This is a genomic window from Fulvivirga sp. AWR4_260 (genome assembly GCF_056158185.1).
This window is the reverse complement of the sequence record NZ_JBSWSU010000015.1, coordinates 1241313-1262846: the sequence shown is the minus strand read 5'-3', so window position 1 is coordinate 1262846 and position 21534 is coordinate 1241313. Positions and strand designations below refer to the sequence as shown.

General features: G+C 37.1%; 20 protein-coding genes. 14 read left to right on the top strand and 6 right to left on the bottom strand.

The window, feature by feature from the left end:
* The first annotated feature begins 33 nt into the window (after positions 1 to 33).
* Entirely contained in the window at positions 34 to 624 is a 591-nt protein-coding gene (locus ACXACQ_RS11935; RefSeq protein ID WP_474976174.1) for a hypothetical protein, read from the top strand.
* Positions 617 to 1315, top strand: coding sequence for a hypothetical protein (locus tag ACXACQ_RS11930; protein ID WP_474976173.1), 699 nt, complete (start codon positions 617 to 619; stop codon positions 1313 to 1315). Before ACXACQ_RS11935 ends, ACXACQ_RS11930 begins: the two co-directional genes overlap by 8 nt.
* Here ACXACQ_RS11930 and ACXACQ_RS11925 read toward each other — a convergent pair.
* Entirely contained in the window at positions 1289 to 2203 is a 915-nt protein-coding gene (locus ACXACQ_RS11925) for a helix-turn-helix domain-containing protein (protein WP_474976172.1), read from the bottom strand. The two genes, ACXACQ_RS11930 and ACXACQ_RS11925, sit on opposite strands and share 27 nt — an antisense overlap.
* Positions 2204 to 2237: 34 nt before the next feature.
* On the bottom strand, positions 2238 to 3125 hold the full coding sequence (locus ACXACQ_RS11920) for an NmrA family NAD(P)-binding protein (protein WP_474976171.1): 888 nt from the start codon (positions 3123 to 3125) through the stop codon (positions 2238 to 2240).
* A 236-nt stretch (positions 3126 to 3361) separates the two neighbouring features.
* Between ACXACQ_RS11920 and ACXACQ_RS11915 the strand changes: the two genes are divergently transcribed.
* From ACXACQ_RS11915 to ACXACQ_RS11900, 4 genes are all read left to right on the top strand, one after another.
* Positions 3362 to 6679 carry a VPS10 domain-containing protein gene (locus tag ACXACQ_RS11915; protein ID WP_474976170.1) on the top strand — a complete coding sequence of 1106 codons (3318 nt, stop codon included), beginning with the start codon at positions 3362 to 3364 and terminating at the stop codon, positions 6677 to 6679.
* Between the two features lie 448 nt (positions 6680 to 7127).
* The gene (locus ACXACQ_RS11910) at positions 7128 to 7577 is read left to right on the top strand and encodes a hypothetical protein (RefSeq protein ID WP_474976169.1); all 450 of its coding nucleotides are present in this window, start codon (positions 7128 to 7130) and stop codon (positions 7575 to 7577) included.
* A 155-nt stretch (positions 7578 to 7732) separates the two neighbouring features.
* Positions 7733 to 8089 (top strand): hypothetical protein, encoded by a 357-nt coding sequence (locus ACXACQ_RS11905; protein ID WP_474976168.1) that lies wholly within the window; start codon positions 7733 to 7735, stop codon positions 8087 to 8089.
* Positions 8090 to 8210: 121 nt separating this feature from the next.
* Positions 8211 to 8795, top strand: a complete 585-nt coding sequence (locus ACXACQ_RS11900; protein WP_474976167.1) for a hypothetical protein — start codon at positions 8211 to 8213, stop codon at positions 8793 to 8795.
* Positions 8796 to 8852: 57 nt separating this feature from the next.
* Here the strand turns inward: ACXACQ_RS11900 and ACXACQ_RS11895 are convergent, their stop codons facing one another.
* Complete coding sequence (locus ACXACQ_RS11895) at positions 8853 to 11933, bottom strand: AbfB domain-containing protein (protein WP_474976166.1); 3081 nt, start codon at positions 11931 to 11933, stop codon at positions 8853 to 8855.
* A 274-nt stretch (positions 11934 to 12207) separates the two neighbouring features.
* On the opposite strand from ACXACQ_RS11895, the gene ACXACQ_RS11890 reads away from it, so the two are divergent.
* Positions 12208 to 13593 (top strand): SGNH/GDSL hydrolase family protein, encoded by a 1386-nt coding sequence (locus tag ACXACQ_RS11890; protein ID WP_474976165.1) that lies wholly within the window; start codon positions 12208 to 12210, stop codon positions 13591 to 13593.
* A 225-nt stretch (positions 13594 to 13818) separates the two neighbouring features.
* Positions 13819 to 14637: an alpha/beta hydrolase gene (locus ACXACQ_RS11885; RefSeq protein ID WP_474976164.1), complete on the top strand. Its 819-nt coding sequence runs from the start codon at positions 13819 to 13821 to the stop codon at positions 14635 to 14637.
* Between the two features lie 192 nt (positions 14638 to 14829).
* Here ACXACQ_RS11885 and ACXACQ_RS11880 read toward each other — a convergent pair whose 3' ends face one another.
* Positions 14830 to 15717: an AraC family transcriptional regulator gene (locus tag ACXACQ_RS11880; RefSeq protein ID WP_474976163.1), complete on the bottom strand. Its 888-nt coding sequence runs from the start codon at positions 15715 to 15717 to the stop codon at positions 14830 to 14832.
* A 132-nt stretch (positions 15718 to 15849) separates the two neighbouring features.
* Between ACXACQ_RS11880 and ACXACQ_RS11875 the strand changes: the two genes are divergently transcribed.
* The 5 genes from ACXACQ_RS11875 to ACXACQ_RS11855 all read left to right on the top strand — a co-directional run bounded on the left by ACXACQ_RS11875 (position 15850) and on the right by ACXACQ_RS11855 (position 19131).
* Positions 15850 to 16716: an RDD family protein gene (locus ACXACQ_RS11875; protein ID WP_474976162.1), complete on the top strand. Its 867-nt coding sequence runs from the start codon at positions 15850 to 15852 to the stop codon at positions 16714 to 16716.
* A gap of 17 nt (positions 16717 to 16733) precedes the next feature.
* Positions 16734 to 17432, top strand: a complete 699-nt coding sequence (locus ACXACQ_RS11870; RefSeq protein WP_474976161.1) for a helix-turn-helix transcriptional regulator — start codon at positions 16734 to 16736, stop codon at positions 17430 to 17432.
* A gap of 60 nt (positions 17433 to 17492) precedes the next feature.
* Positions 17493 to 17912 carry a DUF1761 domain-containing protein gene (locus tag ACXACQ_RS11865; RefSeq protein ID WP_474976160.1) on the top strand — a complete coding sequence of 140 codons (420 nt, stop codon included), beginning with the start codon at positions 17493 to 17495 and terminating at the stop codon, positions 17910 to 17912.
* Between the two features lie 127 nt (positions 17913 to 18039).
* Entirely contained in the window at positions 18040 to 18600 is a 561-nt protein-coding gene (locus tag ACXACQ_RS11860; RefSeq protein WP_474976159.1) for an HD domain-containing protein, read from the top strand.
* Positions 18601 to 18615: 15 nt separating this feature from the next.
* On the top strand, positions 18616 to 19131 hold the full coding sequence (locus ACXACQ_RS11855) for a GNAT family N-acetyltransferase (protein WP_474976158.1): 516 nt from the start codon (positions 18616 to 18618) through the stop codon (positions 19129 to 19131).
* 305 nt (positions 19132 to 19436) lie between these two features.
* Here ACXACQ_RS11855 and ACXACQ_RS11850 read toward each other — a convergent pair whose 3' ends face one another.
* Both ACXACQ_RS11850 and ACXACQ_RS11845 read right to left on the bottom strand, forming a co-directional pair.
* Complete coding sequence (locus ACXACQ_RS11850; RefSeq protein WP_474976157.1) at positions 19437 to 20165, bottom strand: toxin-antitoxin system YwqK family antitoxin; 729 nt, start codon at positions 20163 to 20165, stop codon at positions 19437 to 19439.
* Between the two features lie 232 nt (positions 20166 to 20397).
* Positions 20398 to 20841 carry a hypothetical protein gene (locus tag ACXACQ_RS11845; RefSeq protein ID WP_474976156.1) on the bottom strand — a complete coding sequence of 148 codons (444 nt, stop codon included), beginning with the start codon at positions 20839 to 20841 and terminating at the stop codon, positions 20398 to 20400.
* Between the two features lie 481 nt (positions 20842 to 21322).
* Here ACXACQ_RS11845 and ACXACQ_RS11840 point away from each other — a divergent pair, with 481 nt between their 5' ends.
* Positions 21323 to 21475 (top strand): hypothetical protein, encoded by a 153-nt coding sequence (locus ACXACQ_RS11840; RefSeq protein ID WP_474976155.1) that lies wholly within the window; start codon positions 21323 to 21325, stop codon positions 21473 to 21475.
* Positions 21476 to 21534: the final 59 nt, after the last annotated feature.

The following is a 21534-nucleotide window of genomic DNA, read 5'->3' as shown; positions in this document are numbered from 1 at the left end:
ACATTGAAAAACGTGTCAATACGTTATATAGTAATGAATATCAAAAATGTAGCATCAATTATTGTGCTGAGTATAATCGTCCTTAGCTGCTCACCAAGCTCTGATGAAATTTATTTCAACCAATTAATTGATTTAAACAAATATTATGAAGACTACTACGATGACTTAAATGATAAATACATGTTAGAAATAATGGGCACAGTTCAAGGCACAGGCTTAAGAAAACAAGATTTAATTGAGCTAGAAAAAGCCTACAATTTATATTTACAGAATGACAGCTCATTTTGCTCAACCACATCTATTAATAAGCTAAAAGCAACCACCCCAAAAAATTTAATTGATTCATTGAAAAACAATTGCAATGACAAAATTTTAATTAAATATATTAAATCACAGTGTTTACTGGAGTCACTTTATAAAGTCAGTTTTTGTTCCTTACATTTCACCAACCAAATACACCTATTTCGTTCTCTTTCCAGTCCTGATAAATACAAACTTGGCTTTATTGATAAGGTATTCTTTGAAACCTCCAACTCTGCTTTTTGTGACTCTCTCGATTTTTATAAATCAAGATTTAAGACAAAGTGGATAAACATTGATACCAAAAAAGTAAGCTATGAATAAAATACTATTAACATACCTTAGTTTAGCCCTAATTATTTCATGCAAAACGCAGAATTCAAAGGAAATCCTTGATGATTATCATCAAATATCCAAAATTCAAAAAGTACTAGCTCAGGACAGCATTACAAAACGTTTATTAAATTTAAAGGCAGAATACTTAAAAAGGGGCAACCCAAAATCTTTGGCTGAAAATTTAAAAAGGGCCACTCAACTCAGCCAAAACTACGACTCCATGAATAACTTAATCACAAATTCATTTAAAAAACAATATGATATAAATGGTGAGATTATTGATATTCAATTATCTAATGTAGATTCATTAAAATCACATCCTTGGTTGAAATCCGTCCATTGGTCCACTCATACAATTGAAAATAAACTCATTTTAGAGCTATTGTTGAGAAAGCGACTTATTGATTCTACGTCATTATTAATGAAGGACCTAACTAAATCAATTGAAGAATTGTACTTTTATTACAGTGACTCTAATGGATTTGTTGCAGCCATAGGATACAATAATCAATTTACAATTAAAACAAAAACCGATACTTTTAAAACCGATTACTTAGGGCAATTTTATCTACCTGAAGGGGTAAAGAGTTTTTCCGTAACGGATGATGAATACATAAAAGATATAACATTCAACATAGATGAATCTCCCCCCTTAATTAAAAGCTCTTCTAAACTCTAATGGAGACTGCTTGGTTCTTGCCTTGAAGAGTTTATTGAATGATTGTGCGTGCTCAAAACCTAAATCATAAGCAATCTCGCTTACCGATAGATCAGTAGTACTAAGCTTTTCCTTCGCTACGTCTATAACCTTTGCCTGTATATGCTGCTGTGTAGTTTTACCGGTCAGCATCTTTAGTATTCTACTTAAATAACTGGTCGAAACACCAAGTTCAGAGGCTATTTGTTGCACAACCGGCAATCCATTTTTCAATAGCTCATCGTTTTTAAACTGATCTGCTAAAATAAGCTCAAATCTCTCTAAAATTTTATGGTTAGTGATCTTGCGAGTAAGAAACTGGCGGTTATAAAATCGATCAGAATAGTTGAGCAGCACTTCTATTTGAGCAATAATTATATCTTGACTAAACTGATCAATATTAGTACAATATTCCTGATGAATAGTAGAGAAAAGGTTAACAATCACCTGCTCTTCTCTAGCACTTAGATAAAGCGCCTCATGCACCGAATAACTAAAAAAATCACTTTTAGTCATTTTCCTTGCCAATGGTGTATTCCATAAAAAATCAGGGTGAATCATCATTACCCACCCTGTATGTTGTATTTTACCATCGGTCTCTATAGCATAAACTTGATTAGGAGCAATAAAAAACATCACTCCTTCATCAAAATCATATTGCTGCTGACCGTATTTCAAAGTAGCATTGGTAGTTCTTTTTAAAGCTATGGAATAAAAATCCTGCACAATAGCATTGGCATCTGCGATATCATAATCCTGAGCTTCATCAAAATTAATAATGCTAATTAAAGGATGCTCAGGTTTGGGCATACTTCTCAATGCGTGCATTTCAGTGATAGTTTTCACTCTTCGTGGCCTTAATTCTTCCATCCTCTACTTCTTTTTATACTTTAACATTATGCAGTTAAAATGCTGCAGCAAACTCTTTAGCAAACTCCTCTAACTTCACCTTGCCAAACAAAGGTTTATGCTTCTGAAAATCGGCTTCTAATGTACCATCATGCATTCTGGCATACATTTCTACCAACCCTGCTGCTATTTCCTCATTCATTCCAACAGCTACTAACCCCTTCAACATCTCTTCACCAGATATTATTTTCCAAGTTAATTCTGGCACTCCAATAGTCGCTCCAATTACCTTGGCAGTTTCATTTCCTGTACGTGTATCACTCACCACATAGCGCATATGTCTTCCCTCTCGGGCATTCATTATTTCCTCCTCCACAGCGCTTGCAATATCTAATGGAGATACCCAATGCAGCACATCATCGGCTCCATAATTAGCCATGATAGTGCCGGTTTGCTTAATCATATCTACAAAACCATACAAGTTATAATAAAACGCCATTGGTCGGATATGAGTAATATTCACTTGCTTAGAAAGGCCGTTTAACGCTTGTTCCACCTGATACACCCCTTTCAATATGCCATTACCTTCTTGCATATGTGCGCCAATGCTACTTAAATTAACCACAAACTTAATGGCATTGACCTCAATGGCATAATGATAATTTTCACCTAATGTGGTGTAATATGACAGCAAATCCAACTCAGGATTAAAGTAGTTATTTGGCGGCACCATAGTATAAACTACATCAGCTCCTTTAAAAGCACCTGCCACAAAATCCTTATCTTCCAAAGAGCCTATTAAAGCCTTTGCTCCTAATGTTCCTATTTCTTTTACTCTTTCTTGATTACTACTAATAACGGTTACATCATGTTTTTTATCCAAAAGTGATTGCACTAAAGGCCTGCTGATATGACCTAACGATCCGGTGATTATAATTTTCATATACTTCGTTTTTTTCTTTCAACAAAGTTGAGGATCGCCTCATAAGAAAAAGTATCCGAATCTGACGCGGATGTAGGTAAATGTGAAGTAAAATCCTTTTACAGAAACAAATAGACACTAACATAAGACATTAATACAAGCTTTTGGGACAATAGCACAAGCCCAACCTCTCAAAATACGCTACCTTTCAGTTTCATTTTTAAATTAATTAACTACTTAAAACAACCTAAACCCTCATGACTAACAATAGCTTTATTGTGTACAGGCTTTATGCCCTTTTGATACTTATATTGTTCACTGGCAATATCAGTATGGCTCAAGAAGATGAAGATCACTGGAAAGATGAAATGTTAGCCCCTAAAGCCAACTTCTTTAAAATCAGAAAAGAGTTTTCTGAAGAGATAGAGGAAGAGAAAAAAGAAAACATCAGTATTTACAGTCGCACACGTAACGTAACCCCTATTCAGGAAAATGAATACAACAAATACCGAAGATGGGAATGGTACATGAACTCCCATATTAACCCCGATGGCACTTTGCCCAGCGGCAATGAGTTAAATGAAAGTTACCAAACATTTCAACGCCTTGTTAGCAAGAAAAAATCTTCGAGAACGGCTAGCAATTCATGGAAAAACATATCTCGCACCACCAATGCAGGAGGTTATTATGGTATGGGCCGTACAAGCTGGATCACATTTCACCCCACTAATCCCGATATATTTTATGTTTGTGGACAAACTGGAGGTGTTTGGAAAACCACCAACGGAGGTCAATCTTATCAACCTCTAGGTGATGAATTACCATTTTTAGGTGCTGGTGCACTCGCTATTGATAATAACAATCCTTCCACCCTTTATATATGCACCGGAGACCATACTGGTGGGATAGGCATGGGCGTATACAAATCTACCGATGGTGGCGCCACATGGAACCCAACAGGCTTAATCAGAAACCTAGAAGATCAGGTAAGCTTTTACGATTTGAAAATACTACCTTCTAATTCATCAATAATATTCGCAGCTACGAGCCAAGGACTGTATCGGTCATCAAATGCTGGTAGCTCTTGGTCAAGAATAAGTTCATCGAGGTGCACCGATATAGAGTTTAAAACTGACAATAGTAATACCGTTTATGCTATGCTTAACCGAAAGCTATACCAAAGCACAAACCAAGGTAGCTCATTTGCTGCGGTAGGCAACGCCCCTACACTGCCCAATAATGGCATCGCCCATTTGGATGTAACAAAAGCTAACGCCAACAAAATACTCATATGGTCTCATTCTGCCATATACACCTCATCTAACGCAGGTAATACATGGACACAGGCCGCCTTACCTCCTGATACCCCCGAAACATTAGTCATTTCTGATTTTAATGATAATATAATTTTTGGTGGAGCTGTAGATTTCTTTCGTACCGACAACAATGGACAAAGCTGGTATCAGATAGGAGACTGGTGCTGCGCCAGTGGATCCGTAGCGGAAGTACATGCCGACCATAGAAACAGTTTTACCCACCCGCTTACCGGAGCTATTTTCTCTTGTAACGATGGCGGTATAGATAAGTATAATGAAAACTCTAACCAATGGTCTCGGCTAAGCAATGGCCTTGTTATTCCTCAGTATTATTCAGCAGCCAGCTCCACTGATGGCAGCATAGTAGATGTGGGCTCTCAAGACAATGGAGGTTCGAGAAGACTGGCTAATATGCAATGGATAAACACCAACGGTGGCGATGCTGGCACACAAGCCATAGACCCCAGAAATGCTGATGTTGCCTACTCTAACTACAATCCTTCTCCGGCCATCATCAGAACCACAAATGGATGGCGAAATTTTACGGAAGTAAAGCCCAATGATAATGTTACCTCTTGGTGGGTAATACCTTACGTACTTGATCCTAATAACGCTAATAATATAATAGTAGCTTACCATGCTGTATATAAATCAACCAACCGAGGCGACAGCTGGACAAAAATAAGCCCGGATTTTGCGGCTGCCAATGATTATTGGAATGCCTGCCGCACCATCGCTGTTGCTCCATCTAACTCCAATTATATCTACACAGCTCAGAGTCGCACCCTACATTACACCACCAATGGAGGTAGCAGCTGGAGTGAAAGCTATTTCGATCAAGAAATAAGTGATATTTGTGTTAACCCTAATAATGCCAATGTGGTATACGTAACCTGTTCTCAATTTGCCAATGGCAATAAGGTTTTCAAATCTACCAATGCGGGTCAAACCTGGACAAATATCTCTGCCAACTTACCTAACATACCCGTTCATAGTATTGTATATCAAAATAGCACCAATGATATGCTGTATATCGGAACTGATTTTGGCGTTTTCTATAAAGACAATAATATGAGTAGCTGGCAAGTGTACGGAGAAAGTCTGCCACACACCACTATTAATGACCTGCATATTAATTATGCCCAAATGAAGTTAAGAGCTGCAACTTATGGTAGAGGCATATACGAAGTAGACCTGGGCGAGCCACAAACAGAACAATGTAGTGCCCCGGAAAATTATACAGCCAGTAACATCACCAACACTTCCGTGCATTTATCATGGAATGCCAGTGCAGCAGCTAGCAGTTATTATATTTATTACCAAGATAAAGCCGATGGCACTTGGATACTTGGCCCCTCTGGACTTACAGGTACTGAAACTGATTTATATGATCTTCAACCTGGCACTAATTATACTGCTACAGTTACTGTTATATGTGAAAATGGAGATTACCTCACCACATATATGGATTTTAGCACCACCAACAACACGCTAATTAACAATGGCATTTATGAAATAAAATCTAACCTACCCGCCCACCGTTGTATAGACGTGGCAGGAATAAGCCCCGATGCTGGAGCCAACGTTCACCTGTGGGACGACCTCAACGGCAGCAACCAAAGGTGGCAGGTATCCGCCATTAGCAACGGTATTTATAAGCTCGTGCCACAACATACCACCGACAAAGCGCTAGACCTTAATGCTGGCAATGATGCTAACGGTGAGAATATTCAGATTTGGACTTATGATGGTGAATACCAAAAACGATGGAGAATTATACACTTATATGACAACATTTATAAAATAAAGCCCGAATCATCTGATAGGTGCATAGATGTAGCTGATGGTACTGATGAAAATGGAACCAACATTAGAATTTGGGAAGACAACGGTACAAATGCCCAGCAATGGATTTTTGAACTTATAGAAGCTCCCGTAGGAAGTGCAATAAGCCAGTCTCCGAAGGCAGACAGTAATAATGCGAGCAATCAATTGATAAAACCATACCCTAACCCTACTTCAGATGAGTTTTCTATCACTTATTTCAATGAAAAAGATAATAAAAACCAATTGATGAATTTAGAAATAACTGATCTGCAAGGAAAAACAGTTTTAACAGAAAAGTATAATTTAAGCTACGGGTTAAACACTTTTAAAATCAAAACTTCAACCTTTAGCCATGATGGATTATATATTATTTCCATTACCACTACTGGTAGCAAGAAAGTAATTACTGAAAAAATATTCTTCAAACAATAGCTTACTGAGCAGCCTCAAAATGAGTTTCTTTTCTGAGGCTGCTCTTTTTCTCACTATCAACAAATTGTTAGAGTGCTCACTTCCTATTATCCCTAATGTATATTTATTTTTTAGTGGTTAATGGAACTTCCCTATCTACTCGCTCAAATTATAACATACATCAACCATTGTTTGCAAATGCCAATTGGTTCGTGAGACCAAAGCAACAACCCTCAACCCCTGCGTTATTTTTATCTCAATTACTAATGGTTTTCAATCACTAAAATGGACTAGACGATAAAAAATGACAAGAGCAATCCCACGCCACCTAACTGCATTTAGAACACCTGACACTTTACACATGGATTAACACCATTTTTTCCTTAATTGATTTAAGATAATTTTTAATTTGATACAATATTGTAGTCTTGCTTAAGATTTACAACAAATGACTCACTTAAAAAGTATTATGAAACAATTTATACTAATCGCCTTTTTTAAGAGCCTTTTCATGCCAGCTGTGGATGAGGCTACTATTTTTAGGACGGGCACTTGCGAATCATCCAATAAAAAAGCTACTGTAATACTTGAAATACCCTATAACGTATTTACAGAATCGTTGGATTACCACGAAATGCAGAAGGGTGTAATAGCACATGATAAGGATGGAAACAAACTAAAGGTTAAACCAAGTAAAGTTAAATTATACTCCTTCATTTATAAGGCTGACACTATTACTATGGTATCAAAAAAGCCTGGCTTATTTAAGAAAAAACGGTTTTTAAAACTTGAAAAAGATGGAGATCAAATGAAATATCGATCTTATCACAAGGAGACTAAAAAAGAAAGCCCCTTAGCCACCGGCATATTGACATCAAATAAAACGCAACAAATAGACTGGCAAAAAAATGATGAATAATTAAAACACCCCATCAGTTTCCACAAAGTCTATTGATGTTAGTTAAGCTCTAAATTGAACAGCAGTTGATCAAAAGACTCAGAAAGAATGAAATAATATTAACAATCACTTTATTTTACTATTTTAACACACATAAAATCTAAACTGCTTTTAAAATGAGTAGAGCGAAAATAATTGATCACTATCTTCATCAGTCACAACAGCCCGGTTTCCAAATAGATCAAGTTCGTAAAGAACTGGAAGCTAACAATGTTCCTGAAGAGGAAATTAGAATTATAATAAGGTTGGTTGACAATGATCTTCAAAAACGCCTACACCTTCAAGAGAACAACAATAAAGGCAAACAATTAATATACATAGGCATTACCCTAATTGCCATTGGAGCTATTTTAACTATTGGCACTTACACTGGCATTATGAATTCTGGCCGTGTGTATGTAATAATGTATGGTCCTTTCCTTACCGGCATGGGCTTGTTGTTTTCTGGGTTAGCAATGAACAGGAAGAGTTAACCTAAACAACTATTTCTCAATGCTATAATTGCAAAAAATTAAATCAATAATTAAAAAAGAAATATATAAGAATGATTTATTCATATAATTATTAATTTCACAAAAAAAAGAAATTGAATTAATGAAAAAATTATTGTTTACTATTCTATTGAGTTCAGTATTCGCGATTCAAACGTATGCTGACAAAATTAAAGGGCAAATTATTAAAGGAGGGAAAACTCAAGAGGTTACCCTAAGAATACCTAAACGGTTTCTTAAAAATGAACCTAACTATGCTCAAATGGAATTTGCAATAAAATATTTTGACAGCGATCAAACCAAACACAGACTTCAAAGTTCAGATGCTGATGAGGTGAGGTTCGAGTTTAATGGAGAAACTATTCGCTTACTCTCAAGAAAAATCAATGAAGAAAGGGGGTCGGTATTTTTAAAATTAGAAGTTGATGGCGAACTGAAATTATTTTCGCATTATTATTTTGCAAATGCATACGTTTATAATGGCAACAACGATAATGCCATCAGTCACGATTATTACTTTCAAAGAGGAGATGAACCTTTACATAAAAGCAAAAAAAAAGGATTCAAAAAAGACATCAAAAATTTCCTAACAGAGTGTCCAGCTCTTATAGAAGCTATAAATAACAAAACTTTTAAAAAGAAAGATTTATTCGAAATCACTTCATTTTACAACCAAAATTGTGATTAAAATAAAAAAGCTGCCAGAAATGGCAGCTTTTTTATTTTAATATTGATTATCCAATCCTTACTGTTTAATAAACCTTTTCACTACAGGTCCATTTTCAGTATTTATCTTCACCAAATAAGTTCCGGTTTTGTAAGCACTCATATCTATTGCTTCACCTACATTCACCGTGGTTTGTTTTATTAAAGCACCAGAAAGATCATATACAATAACTTCTGTTTTACTATTTAAACCATGTATACTTAGTTGGTTAGTAATAGGGTTAGGGTATACCACCAAATCACCTTCCGTTTCGCTTAAGGCTTCTCCTACTACCCTTGCACTAGCACCTTGACTACCTGTCACCCTGATCCAATTTAAATTAAAACCACCTGTTTGGGCGTAAATACCAAGAGAATAAGTTCCTGCATTTACATTGACAGTATGCGAAACTGTAGTCCAATTTTGCCATCCACCGGTAGAATTTACATTGACAGTACCTAGCACAATAGAACCGGCATTTAAGTCAGTAGAAATTACGCCTCCACCAGTTTCGCTGGCTACTCTATATTCTATAGTGTAAGTACCCGAAGTAGGAAAGTTGATGTTAGCATAAGCCATCCAATCTCCTGTATCGACATAAGCTACATTGCTACCTCCTTCTGAACAGCTTTCGATCTCTATACCCGACATGCTGGTGAAGCTTTCTGCTTCTATGAATGTGGAAGACCCTAAATTACTTCCTCCTACTTGCATAAAAGTAGCATCTTGTCGGGCTAAATCACTAGTTATCCCCTCTACATATAATTCAGAATCACGATGACGTATATAAGCACCAGGAATATTAAAAGCTTCGAAAGACTGCTTAGCACCATCAGCCAAACCTCCGCGCACGTAGAATGTAGCATCTTGCTTATAACCATCAGACTCTTCGTAAGTATCTAACCATACCTCTCCTCCACGATGCCTCAAATAACGATCTGGGTAATTTCTTGATTGGAATGAAACACCTGCTCCAGCAAGACCGGGCACCATTTTCCAATATGCATCTTCTTTTGGAGCTATGTTAGCATCTATTCTACCTCTTGATGCCGCATGTCTGATATACCTACTCGAAAAGTTGTGCGACCTCCATGCCGAATAACCTTCAGGTGGAGTAGGCAAATCACTATTTGGGTCTACCACCAATCCATGACGCTCTCTTATTAATTGGAATATATGGTCGGGGCGCACTACTTTATAATTGCCATTCAATGAATTAGCTACATTTTTAAAACTAGTAGGTGTTACTCCTTGCCAAGGCTGAGCCTGTATAATTATAAACCTTGGTGAGTTACCATCCCACCCTTCAGAAGCATATCCAATATGATCTTTAATGGCTTGCTCATTAGTACAATAATTACAGCTAAGAGCCATTCCTGGCATACTATTGTTATAAATAGACAATCCTCCGCCTGTATTTTGAGCCGTTAGTCCTAAAGTAGAAGGGGCATAAGTGGCAAAGGCCTGTCCTACATTTTGATCTATACCACCAGTGATGGTATTCCACACTGTAACCACTCTAAAACCAGCCCTAGTATTATAATCTTCGGTGGTTTGCATAAAGCGATTGAGCGCATTAGCATCAGGCCAAAAGTTAGGGTATGTATAACCATAGCCAGAAGGACCTGAAATAAGGTTATCATTATCAGAGGCAGTTTCGTAATAATAGTTTAATGCGCCCGGCATGGCATCTAACATAGCCGGAGAAAGCGTCCAGCCCATTGGCACACTACCTCTATCAGGGTTAGCCCACAGCTTTCGCATAAGGTGCTCTACATACTGAAGGTTATCTCCATCACTTAAAATAAATGCTACATAAAGCTTATTTTCTAAAGCAGGTTTAGCTGGCGCTGGTTTTACATTTACAGTACGTGGCATACCACTATGCACAGTAAGGTTAGTAGACCAATCACTGGCAATTGTAGCCACACCATAATTGGAGGCTCTTTCTACACCAGGTCCTTCTTCAGGCCACCAGCCCATGTAGTTGGCACCATCAGGCATAGAAGCTAAAAACCTGTTTAGCATTTCGCTTTCGCCAGATACCTTTGGATCTAACCATACTACTGCTGCACCCATAGCTACTGCATACTCCCTTAAAGCAGCAGTATGAATACGAGGTGCTAAACCTATTAAAATACGCTTATCAATATTTGGCCAATAATCGTTGTACATTCTTTCGTACACATCCAATTTGCTACTAAACTGTCCCCTCATATCCATTACTACTGGTAAATTATAAGGTGCTGAAGTCAGTTTATTTACCAAAGAAGGTGCTACAATTAAGGCATTACGAGACCCTGCAATAGTGGTGGCTAAGTTGATAGTCTGTGGCTGGCTGTTATCATAAACGATAATACCCTCTATCTCGTTAAGATACTTACTTACTAAATCCCACTTGTTGTTATATTCGTTATAACCAAGGCCAAGTGAATTTAACCAAGCGTGTTTACCCTCAGCAAAGGCATCTCCTTCATAAGAAAACAAACGAGGCTGTTTCTTATTCACAATACCTTTTAAAGAGGCGAAAAGAATCATTTCGTCAGTAGATTGGCTACGGTCTACCCATACTCTATCTACTTTAATGTAAGCTCCACCGTGCCAAAACACTCGAAATTCTAATGAATGACCATCTGCGGGCACATTAAAACCCAGATCAAAAGTATTATAATCAACACTATTGAAATCTTGTCTATTGATAACCCGGCTAGCTAACTCCTGACCTGTGGTAGCATCGCGCACATCGACAGTCACCATAGCTTCATTATTTGCCGTATTGTTGTCAATTTTAATCCTGAAATGAACAGTGTTACCACCTGCAGGAATATTATTAACATAAGGTCCATAAAGCATGTGTTGATTAGCCGCGTCTACATTTACTTGACACAACCAACCATCACCATCATTATGACCAGTATTATGACCAAAATTAGGTCCTTCAGCTTCCCATCCAAGTCCCTCATCGCGTAGAATAAAGAGGTCTTGCGTTTGTGCCGTAGCAGGAAAACTGGGTAACAATTGCCCTTGGGGCCACGAGATTTGACCATAAACAGGCCAAATAGCGAACTGAAGCAGAATTAGTAATAACATCCTGCCCTTCGCATAGGTTTTTTGTAACATAAGGTTTAGGTTTTATTGAAAATTATTGTGTGATAGGATTAACTTGGGTTTTGTGAAACATTGTAATAATCTAAGAATATGGGTGCACTAAAAGTCGTAATAATTTGAAAAAAAAGAAAGTTGATTTTCATAATTTAACAGTACATAAAAGGGTTTAACAGTAAATGTGCGCCATAACATTATTTAATCTACGAATAATGAAATAAGTAAATACGTCATAAAAGAGTGAGGTATGGAGCTGCACGCCCTCTTATGTATAAGACACCAAATACTCATGTCACAAAAATTATTCTTTATAATATTATGCTCCTTAATAGCTCAAAGTGTTTACTCACAAAGCATACCGTCATTTAAAAATGGTGATCGTATATCCTTTTTGGGCAACAGCATTACTGAGGCCGGATTTTATGAAAATTATATCTGGCTATATTATTTGACTCACTTTCCTGATAGGCACATAACTATATTCAACAATGGCATTGGTGGGGATACCGCAGAGCTGATGAATGCTCGTTTCGAGGTCGATGTATTAAGTCAAAACCCAACACATGTTGTACTCTCTTTTGGCATGAATGACAGTGGTTATTTTGAGTTTTGGAAAGAAGATGCGCAACAAACAGCCCAGCAACGCATTGGCAATTCATTAAAACACTTCAAAAATTTAGTTGTCAAATTTAAGAACCACCCCAATATACGCCCAATCATAATGACTTCTTCTCCTTTTGATTATACTGCAGAAATAGAAGGCAGTAATAATTTTAAAGGCAAACAGGAGGCTATGGAAGAAATCATAGCTTTTCAAAAAAGCATAGCCAATGACCAAAAATGGGCTTTTTTAGACATTTACCATCCTATGTTAGCCATAACTAAGCGCGAACAGGCCACAGACAGCAGCTATACCATAACTGGTCCCGATCGTATTCACCCGGGCAAACCAGGGCACCTAATCATGGCGGCACTTTTCCTGAAAGCACAAGGACTAGCCAATACTCCTATCAGTGATATAGAAATAGATGCCAACAATGGAAAGGTATTAAAATCAGTAAATGCAAAAGTTAAACTTAAAACGCATAGTAACACCAGTGTTACCTATTCATACAAGGCAAATGCCTTGCCCTTCCCTATCGACTCGGTATCTTCAATGTGGGGCAACCCTCAAAAACAATCCGAAGCTTCATTGGTATACCCTTTCATTAAAGAATTTGACCAAGAGCTAATAGTAGTTAAAAACCTACGCCCAGGCCTATACCAACTAAATATTGATAATGAGGCCATTACTACCGTTTCTTCTTTCAGCTTAGAAAAAGGCATAAACATAGCGCTATTATCCGCCACACCACAATACAAACAGGCTAAAAACATTATGCACCTAAACGACCTAAGAGCTGAAATAGAAAACAAACTACGCCAATATTATTGGGTGCAGTTCAATTTCTTAAAACCAAAAGGCCTTCTATTTAATGATTCACAAAAAGCGTTTGACATGGCTAATTATAATAAAGAGGGATTCTTACCTACCAAAATGGGGGTTTATCAAACCGCTAGGTTTCCTGAAATAAGACAAATGTGGAAAAACAACATGAGCCAAATCACAAATATGATTTATGAAATGAATCGGCCCGAAGAACATTTAATAAACATCCACATTATACCAAAATAAAGCTTTAACTTTCATCTGATAAACCTACTACTTTGGCTAAAATTAAATACACTTTGCTATCGTATTTACTAAGTAGCTTTATTCCGTTAAAACACATCAGCATCAGTTCATTAAAAGAGCAATAACGGATTAACCACAACATCAGCTCCTAAATGTAGAGGTAATAACAATTGGCACATAAACCTTTCACCTATGAGTTTATTTATTGAACATAAACAAAGTAAAATGAAGTTATTTCTTAAACACCTATTCATCTTATTATTGATATCTTCTTGTACTTGGGCGGCAGAGGTCGATACCGTTACCACTCATAGCAAGGCCATGAATAAAGATATTAATGCCGTAATCATAACCCCAAAAAGCTATAACAAAAACAAAAAATATCCCGTAGTATATCTTCTCCATGGCTACTCGGGTAATTATAAAGAATGGGTAACCAATGCACCAAAAATCAAAGATTTATCAGATTACTATAACATAATTCTAGTCTGTGCTGATGGTAACTACGGCAGCTGGTACATCAACAGCCCTGTAAAAGAAAATTCAAAATTTGAAACCTACATAGCTTCAGAACTGGTAAGCTATGTAGATAAAAACTACAGCACCATAAAGAAAAAGGAAGGACGAGCTATCACTGGTTTAAGCATGGGTGGACATGGAGCCTTATATCTAGCCTTTAAACATCAGGAGGTATATGCAAGTGCCGGCAGCATGAGCGGAGGTGTAGATCTGCGCCCTTTCCCCAACAACTGGGACTTGACCGCACTACTCGGCTCATATGCAGAATACCCCGAACGATGGGACAAAAATAGTGTAATAGAAATGACGCACCTGCTAACCCCTAACTCACTAGCCCTCACAATAGAATGTGGCACTAGTGACTTCTTTTATGATGTAAATGTAGCTTTACATCATAAATTACTACACAACAATATTCCACACCGATTTACTTCCAGCCCTGGTGGACATACATGGGATTTTTGGGCTAATGCCATAGCATACCAACTTGCATTTTTTAATAATGAGTTTAGAAAAATCAAATAGGTACAGCTCCTAATCATTCAATGAATTACCTCCTGAAAGCAAATACCTTGGTAATTCATTGAATTTCAAGCTTTAATCACCAGTAATAACAATTACTTTTTCATACGTAATAAACCCGTAGGCACACCCACATAGGCCGGCTAAACAATGTAGTTTATCATTCTTCACAAACTGGTACTGCCTATTTATATATTACTTAACAGGAATGCATAAATCTACAATACACTTTTTATCTGGGTGGGTATTGAAATCATTATAGTGCACTTCATATGGATCTGACTCTGCCTTGATATAACCATTATCGTTCATCCACATAAATAGCGCTGTCCAGCTATTTTCAAATTCATCTAGGCCTAGCTCACCATGCCCAATAATATACTTACCTGATGCAATTGTAGTAAGTCCGACCTCACCCTCTGGTTTTATAGGGGAAGTTAAAACTATGCCAGCGCTCATCCTTACTTTATGGGCATCGGTAATCTTAAAGCTATCATGATAGATGGTAACCATTTTAGCATCATTTGTAAGCAATTGATGCGCCCCTGCCCATAGTAACAACCTATCATAACCATTTTTGATGTCTCCCTCACCTATACAAGAAACATAGGCCACTTCCATGGCTTCCAGCTGCTTCACCTCTGTAGTTAAATTCATATCAAACCAGTTTTTTAAATTATCAATGATACTAAGGTAGGCTTCGTAATTGCTCGGCTGTTGACCAATCTTGCTATACTTACTTTTATTTTGAATCCGAAAATCTGATGGACTGAGCTGATAAAATTTCCTAAAAGATCGAGTAAAGGACGAGTTATCAGTAAAACCCAAAACATGAGCTATTGATGTAATGGACATTTCTTCGTTTCTAACTAAATAAGCTGCTCCCTTTTCAACACGTTTTCTAACAACATACTCATTTAAAGTCTCTTTGGTAATGGTTTTAAAAATTCTATGAAAATGAAATGGAGAAAATGAAGCAATAGAAGCTATCACCTCTAATGATAAATCACTATCCAAATGATCTTCTATATACTTAAAAATATCATTCAGCCTCCTTCTATACTCTATCGTCTGTTCGTTCATTTTCTTTAGTACTTCTGTTTACCACACTTAGTTATTACAACAATTTCACCTAGAAATTATACAAAATTCATCAATTAATATTATTATTACTTCACATACCCCCCTTTCACCAAAACCAACACACTATTCAATATGACTAGAAATCTAAATACAGGAGATAGAATTGGATCAATGCTTATTGATCATTTTGCTATGACCATGCTTTCAAGCATTATTATAATTCCTTCTATGATACCCGTATTTATTACTGCATTTGAAGTTACACACAATCCTATGCCTTCTGATATCTTTGGCAAGGCTTTCTACTTTATGATTTTAGGCTTTAGCCTATATATCTGTAAAGATAGCTTTGGGGGTAGAAGTATAGGCAAAAGAGCCTTAAAGCACCAGGTAATCGACTACAAAACTGGCAAAGTTGCTTCTCCCCTAAAATGTTTGGTAAGAAATTTATTTATTATGATATGGCCTCTGGAGGTGATTATAACACTGAGCACGCCTAACAGAAGGCTCGGTGACCGAGTAGCTGGCACAGAAGTAGTAACCTATGAGCCAGAACGCGAAAAAAACAACAATCCAATATTGATAATACTGGCCTTCGTCATTTCATATGGCTTGATATTTACGCTCACCTACCCTATACTGACTTTACAATCGAATTCATTTAGCGAACCAACATTGAATGAAAGCGCTTACACCCCCACAAGCTCAAATGCGCTAGCATCAATTCTTGAAGACCATTTTCAGCAAAATTTCACGGCAGACGTTAAAGTGTACAACCTAACCGACAAGCAGGCCAACAGCCTGTACATATCTGTCATACTCAGACTGAAGCATAATATTATGGAAGATTCTGGCAAGCTAAGCATGATGAAAAACGCTGTGGAGGAGTTAATTGCAGAAAAGTTTACAGGAAAAAATTACAGTGGAAAGATTAACTTTGTTTATCAATCAAATAGTTTGCTACAGCAGCACCAATACAATATTAACCATACACCGTAATACTCTGATTTGCATAAATGAAAGCCTCAGACACTAAACGTATTTCAAGGCTCACAGCCATTCTTACTATTTTACAAACTAAAAGACTAGTAACGGCTACCAGCCTTGCTGAAAAATTTGACGTGAGTGTCCGCACCATTTATCGTGATATCAAAGCCCTAGAGCAAGCGGGTGTACCTGTATTTACCGAAGAAGGCAAAGGCTACACACTCATGCCGGGCTATAGAATACCACCTGTTATGTTCACCGAAAATGAAGCCAATGCCCTGATAATGGCCGAACAACTGGTGCAAAAAAATAAGGATGCCTCTTTAGTAAAAGAATACACCGCTGCTATAGATAAAATTAAAGCTGTTTTAAGAGTTGAGGTCAAAGATAAAGCTAACCTACTTTCTGACAGAACCAGCCACAAACTGAACCAGAATACTGAAAGAACAAGCAACAACCTCACTACACTGCAGTTTGCCATAACCAACTATTGCCTCTCCAAAATCTCATACACAAATGAGGGTGGTAATGCTACCGAAAGAGTAATAGAGCCGTTTGCCCTACTGAGCACAGAAAACTGGATATTATTGGCATATTGTCACCTGAGAGAAGAATTTAGATTTTTCCGGCTCGATCGTATATCCAAGTTAGAGGTAAGTAGCAATAGATTTGCTCCTCATGATATGACCTTGCAAGAATACTTTGAAAAGTATCATCAAAATAGATAAACACCCCTGACATACCGCTGTCATTTACACACATTAGTTTTGAAAAAAAACAAAATATCAATGACAGTATCTTTTACATCGATCAACTGGCTAGGTGTATTACTAGCTTTTATTACTTATTCTTTATTAGGCGCTATCTGGTTTACTGGGTTATTCAAAAAACAGTATGCCATAGCTTTGGGTAAAGAAAACCAAATGCCCGAAAAACCTGCGCCCATCTTTATCATTGGGCCTGTACCATGCATTTTAGTAATTACCATTGCTACCGCTGTTATGATGGAAGTTTTAGCAATTGACAACTACCCTACTGCTGCACTTTTTTCAGCAATAGTTGGCATAGGATATTTGGTCGCTAATACTTTCAACATTGCCATTAACCCAAATATACCCAAGCCCATTTTATATGGATTAATTACAAGCTCATACCATTTGGTAGGAATTTTTATAGTGTCAATTATTCTACTAGCCATGAATAAATAGCACAGCTTGGCCTACATCACATAGAAATTATAAAATTATTTATTAATATGTTAAAACTATGGAAGTATGTAGGCCAATAACGTCTAGTGCTTTAACTTTAGTCATTCAACATTAAAAGCACTGAGGTATGCAAAAAAGATGGTCTATAGATGATTTGCAGGAAATTTGGAAACTCGCCAGCCTAGCTCACGATGGGCAGAAGTATGGCGGGCAAGATGAAGGCCAACAAATAGAATATATTAACCATATAGGTGCTGTTACTTTTGAAGTAATAAAAGCCACTGAAATAGATTCGACTTTAGATGCAGACTTAGCCATAAAATGCGCTTTGTTGCACGACACTATTGAAGACACCCAACTTACCATTGAAGAAATTACCACCCGCTTTGGCCACCAGGTAGCAATGGGAGTAGATGCCCTAACTAAAAGAGAAAAAGACGCGACCATATCTGATAAAATGCTTGACAGCTTAGAAAGAATAAAACAGCAACCAAAAGAAGTTTGGGCTGTAAAAATGGCCGACAGAATCTGTAACTTATATGCTCCTCCCTATTATTGGGGTAACAACAAAAAACAGGCATATATAAATGAAGCCAAGCTTATACACCACCATCTCAGTGCAGGGTGCGCCTACCTAGCTGACCGCCTATTAGAGAAAATAGAAAAGTATAAATCGTACATCAAATAACAAAAAGGCCAAGCTATGAATTATAAATCACTTGAAACGGAAAGGCTAATCATTAGACCTACTGAAGAGCAAGATGCAGACTTTATCTTCACATTAATGAACAGCCCACTTTGGCTTAAGTATATTGGCGATAGAAATATCAGTTCTGTAGAGGTGGCACGTGACTATATCAATAATAAAATACGAACCCAACTGGCACGATTGGGGTTTGCCAACTTCACTATTATAAGAAAAGAAGATGGCGCAAAAATAGGCTCTTGTGGACTGTATGACAGAGACGGACTTAAAGACATAGACATAGGCTATGCTTTTCTTCCCGAATATATGAAAATGGGATATGCCTACGAGGCTGCCTCTACCGTGTTAAAAGCGGCCTTTGAAGATTTTGATTTAACCACTGTGTGCGCCATTACCAATAAAGAAAATATCGGCTCGCAAAAACTACTAGAAAAACTAGGCCTCACCCTCACTGGCACCACCTTATTACCTAACGAAAGCCAAGAATTATTACTTTTTAAAATAAGTAGGTGATCGATAAATATAGGTATGATGGTATTCAATTTCCATGATACCGGAGTTTGATTAAAACTAAAGCTTTTGTTTTCATTTTCAAGCTTGTCGTAGCGGACGCTACGATCCATACTTTACTTGAGCATCCGCTCAAATTCCTTTCTTTACGCACAAATTCATATTCATGAAATACTGGCTAAACATTGTGGCTTCAGACATCAACTTATCTTATTCCGAGCAAATGCTCTTGCACACTGTAGGTCGCAGGATCGCTGCGCTTAATCTATGACCAGGGGCAATATGAAGTATACTCAGACTAGATAAGATTATTTTACAATAAATTGAAAAGAGTTCTCATAAGTTGAAATCTCAGATTGAACAGTATCATTGTAAGTCAATTCTGTTTTAAAAGTAAATTCTCCAGTATCCTCTAGTGTCCTAGAAAAAGTTGCTTGACCTTTATCTAGAATGAGTTGTTGATCGAAAATAGCTTTGTTACTGTTGTTAAAGACAAATGCTTTTAGCTCAATTTTAACATCCGGAGGTTGAGGGGTGTAAACTTTAATCTGCAAAGTATCTCCAATTTCAAAACTATTGTCGGTAATGGTAATTGAGACTATATTAGTATTTCTACTCCCTTCTTCATCTAAAAATTTACCTCTTTCATCATAACTCCTCCTAAAGTGTGGCTCTCCTACAGGGTCATAAAATAAATAGTCTTTTAAAATCCCATGTTTATAGTAATCTAATTGCTCTCCAACAGGATTATTATTTATATTATAACCTATAAATTCTAAAGAGCCATTTTCATAGTAACCTTTATGAATTCCTTGTTTTTTCCCGTTTTTGTATTCTGCATAGTAATCAAGTTGACCTGATTCGTAAAACAACTTACCATACCCGTGCTTGACAGAATCTGCATTATAAGTGGCTTCTGCTTTTATATTACCATTTTCATAGTAAGTCCTCTTTATATTCTTCTCCTGTTGCCCAAATTGAGACGAACAATTAAATATAAAGAACATTCCAAATAAGATATAGATTAATATTTTCATACTAATTTCATTTAGTCATTATACCCCAACTGTTCCTAACATCCGCTACGATCCATAATTTACTTGAGCGTGCGCTCAAATTCCCTCTTTAATCCCATCAACATCTTTATTGAAATGCCTACTGTACATAGTGGCTTCAGACATCCGCTTATCTTATTCCGAGCAAATGCTCTTGCACACTGTAGGTCGTAGGACCGCTACGCTTAACCTACGACCAGGGGGGGGGTAAGATCTAATCCGTACAATCTGTGATAGTAACTATTGACCATTTAGGTTTTATCTGTTCTTTTGTCCCACATTCTACAAATTGCTCATAACTCTCAAAGTTGCTTTTAATTTTTTCATCACTTGAATATAATAGATATTTAAAGGGTTTTTGTGCCCTGGAGCCTAACCTATAAGCAATTCCCAATGGAGACCCTTTGCCCTTAACCTCATGAACTTGAATTTCTGTTAGTTCAAAGTCTTTTATCAATTTACTTATTGCGTTGTTTGTTTCTGGAAATTTCAACTTAAAAGAATCTGCAGCAATTTTCCAATCAAATTCATGGTGATGTTTGACCACATAACTATTTAGCTCATCAAAATACTCAATTTTATGCTTTACATCATTATTTCCTTCAATGCACGCACTGACAAGAAGCGATATACTAAAAATAAGTAGAACCCACTTCATTATGTCTTTCATTTTAATCATTGATAGTCACATGTGCATCTTTAATCCTAGCTTTATCAGCATCAGTCCTTTTATCATAAACTTCCTTATGAGCTTCTTTTAACTTATCTCCTGTCTAGCCATCACCCATATTTTTTAACATATTGTTAGCATTAACTGTATGGGGAATATAATCCCAACTAGTCGTAGCGTCCGCTACAACCTATACTTTACTTGAGCGTCCGCTCAAATTCCTTTCTTTACGCACTAATTCATATTCATGAAATGCTGGCTAAACATTGTGGCTTCAGACATTTGCTTATCTTGTTCCGAGCAAATGCTCTTGCTCATGGTAGGTCGTAGGACCGCTACGCTTAACCTACGACCAGTGGTGATTTAAATTATATTTAAGAATCTAACATCTGGTCGTAGCGGACGCTACGACCTATACTTTACTTGAGCGTGCGCTCAAATTCCTTTCTTTACGCACAAATTCATATTTATGAAATACTGGCTAAGCATTGTGACTTCAGACATCAACTTATCTTATTCCGAGCATATGCTCTTGTTCATGGTAGGTCGTAGGATCGCTGCGCTTAACCTACGACCAGTGTGGGGTGTATTATGTCCTGGACATGGCGCTCAGCTACCATAAAACCAAACAGGCTTTTGCCAAGTAACCCGGTCATGGATACACGCAGCACCCGTGCAACA

What these genes read in the sequence shown, in the direction of transcription:
- ACXACQ_RS11900 (WP_474976167.1), top strand. Translation starts at nt 8,211, where the DNA reads ATGAAAAAATTATTGTTTACTATTCTATTGAGTTCAGTATTCGCGATT.
- ACXACQ_RS11850 (WP_474976157.1), bottom strand. Translation starts at nt 20,165, where the DNA reads ATGAAAATATTAATCTATATCTTATTTGGAATGTTCTTTATATTTAAT.
- ACXACQ_RS11880 (WP_474976163.1), bottom strand. Translation starts at nt 15,717, where the DNA reads ATGAACGAACAGACGATAGAGTATAGAAGGAGGCTGAATGATATTTTT.
- ACXACQ_RS11890 (WP_474976165.1), top strand. Translation starts at nt 12,208, where the DNA reads ATGTCACAAAAATTATTCTTTATAATATTATGCTCCTTAATAGCTCAA.
- ACXACQ_RS11845 (WP_474976156.1), bottom strand. Translation starts at nt 20,841, where the DNA reads ATGAAGTGGGTTCTACTTATTTTTAGTATATCGCTTCTTGTCAGTGCG.
- ACXACQ_RS11865 (WP_474976160.1), top strand. Translation starts at nt 17,493, where the DNA reads ATGACAGTATCTTTTACATCGATCAACTGGCTAGGTGTATTACTAGCT.
- ACXACQ_RS11905 (WP_474976168.1), top strand. Translation starts at nt 7,733, where the DNA reads ATGAGTAGAGCGAAAATAATTGATCACTATCTTCATCAGTCACAACAG.
- ACXACQ_RS11860 (WP_474976159.1), top strand. Translation starts at nt 18,040, where the DNA reads ATGCAAAAAAGATGGTCTATAGATGATTTGCAGGAAATTTGGAAACTC.
- ACXACQ_RS11875 (WP_474976162.1), top strand. Translation starts at nt 15,850, where the DNA reads ATGACTAGAAATCTAAATACAGGAGATAGAATTGGATCAATGCTTATT.
- ACXACQ_RS11895 (WP_474976166.1), bottom strand. Translation starts at nt 11,933, where the DNA reads ATGTTACAAAAAACCTATGCGAAGGGCAGGATGTTATTACTAATTCTG.
- ACXACQ_RS11870 (WP_474976161.1), top strand. Translation starts at nt 16,734, where the DNA reads ATGAAAGCCTCAGACACTAAACGTATTTCAAGGCTCACAGCCATTCTT.
- ACXACQ_RS11915 (WP_474976170.1), top strand. Translation starts at nt 3,362, where the DNA reads ATGACTAACAATAGCTTTATTGTGTACAGGCTTTATGCCCTTTTGATA.
- ACXACQ_RS11910 (WP_474976169.1), top strand. Translation starts at nt 7,128, where the DNA reads ATGAAACAATTTATACTAATCGCCTTTTTTAAGAGCCTTTTCATGCCA.
- ACXACQ_RS11920 (WP_474976171.1), bottom strand. Translation starts at nt 3,125, where the DNA reads ATGAAAATTATAATCACCGGATCGTTAGGTCATATCAGCAGGCCTTTA.
- ACXACQ_RS11855 (WP_474976158.1), top strand. Translation starts at nt 18,616, where the DNA reads ATGAATTATAAATCACTTGAAACGGAAAGGCTAATCATTAGACCTACT.
- ACXACQ_RS11925 (WP_474976172.1), bottom strand. Translation starts at nt 2,203, where the DNA reads ATGGAAGAATTAAGGCCACGAAGAGTGAAAACTATCACTGAAATGCAC.
- ACXACQ_RS11930 (WP_474976173.1), top strand. Translation starts at nt 617, where the DNA reads ATGAATAAAATACTATTAACATACCTTAGTTTAGCCCTAATTATTTCA.
- ACXACQ_RS11885 (WP_474976164.1), top strand. Translation starts at nt 13,819, where the DNA reads ATGAAGTTATTTCTTAAACACCTATTCATCTTATTATTGATATCTTCT.
- ACXACQ_RS11840 (WP_474976155.1), top strand. Translation starts at nt 21,323, where the DNA reads ATGAAATACTGGCTAAGCATTGTGACTTCAGACATCAACTTATCTTAT.
- ACXACQ_RS11935 (WP_474976174.1), top strand. Translation starts at nt 34, where the DNA reads ATGAATATCAAAAATGTAGCATCAATTATTGTGCTGAGTATAATCGTC.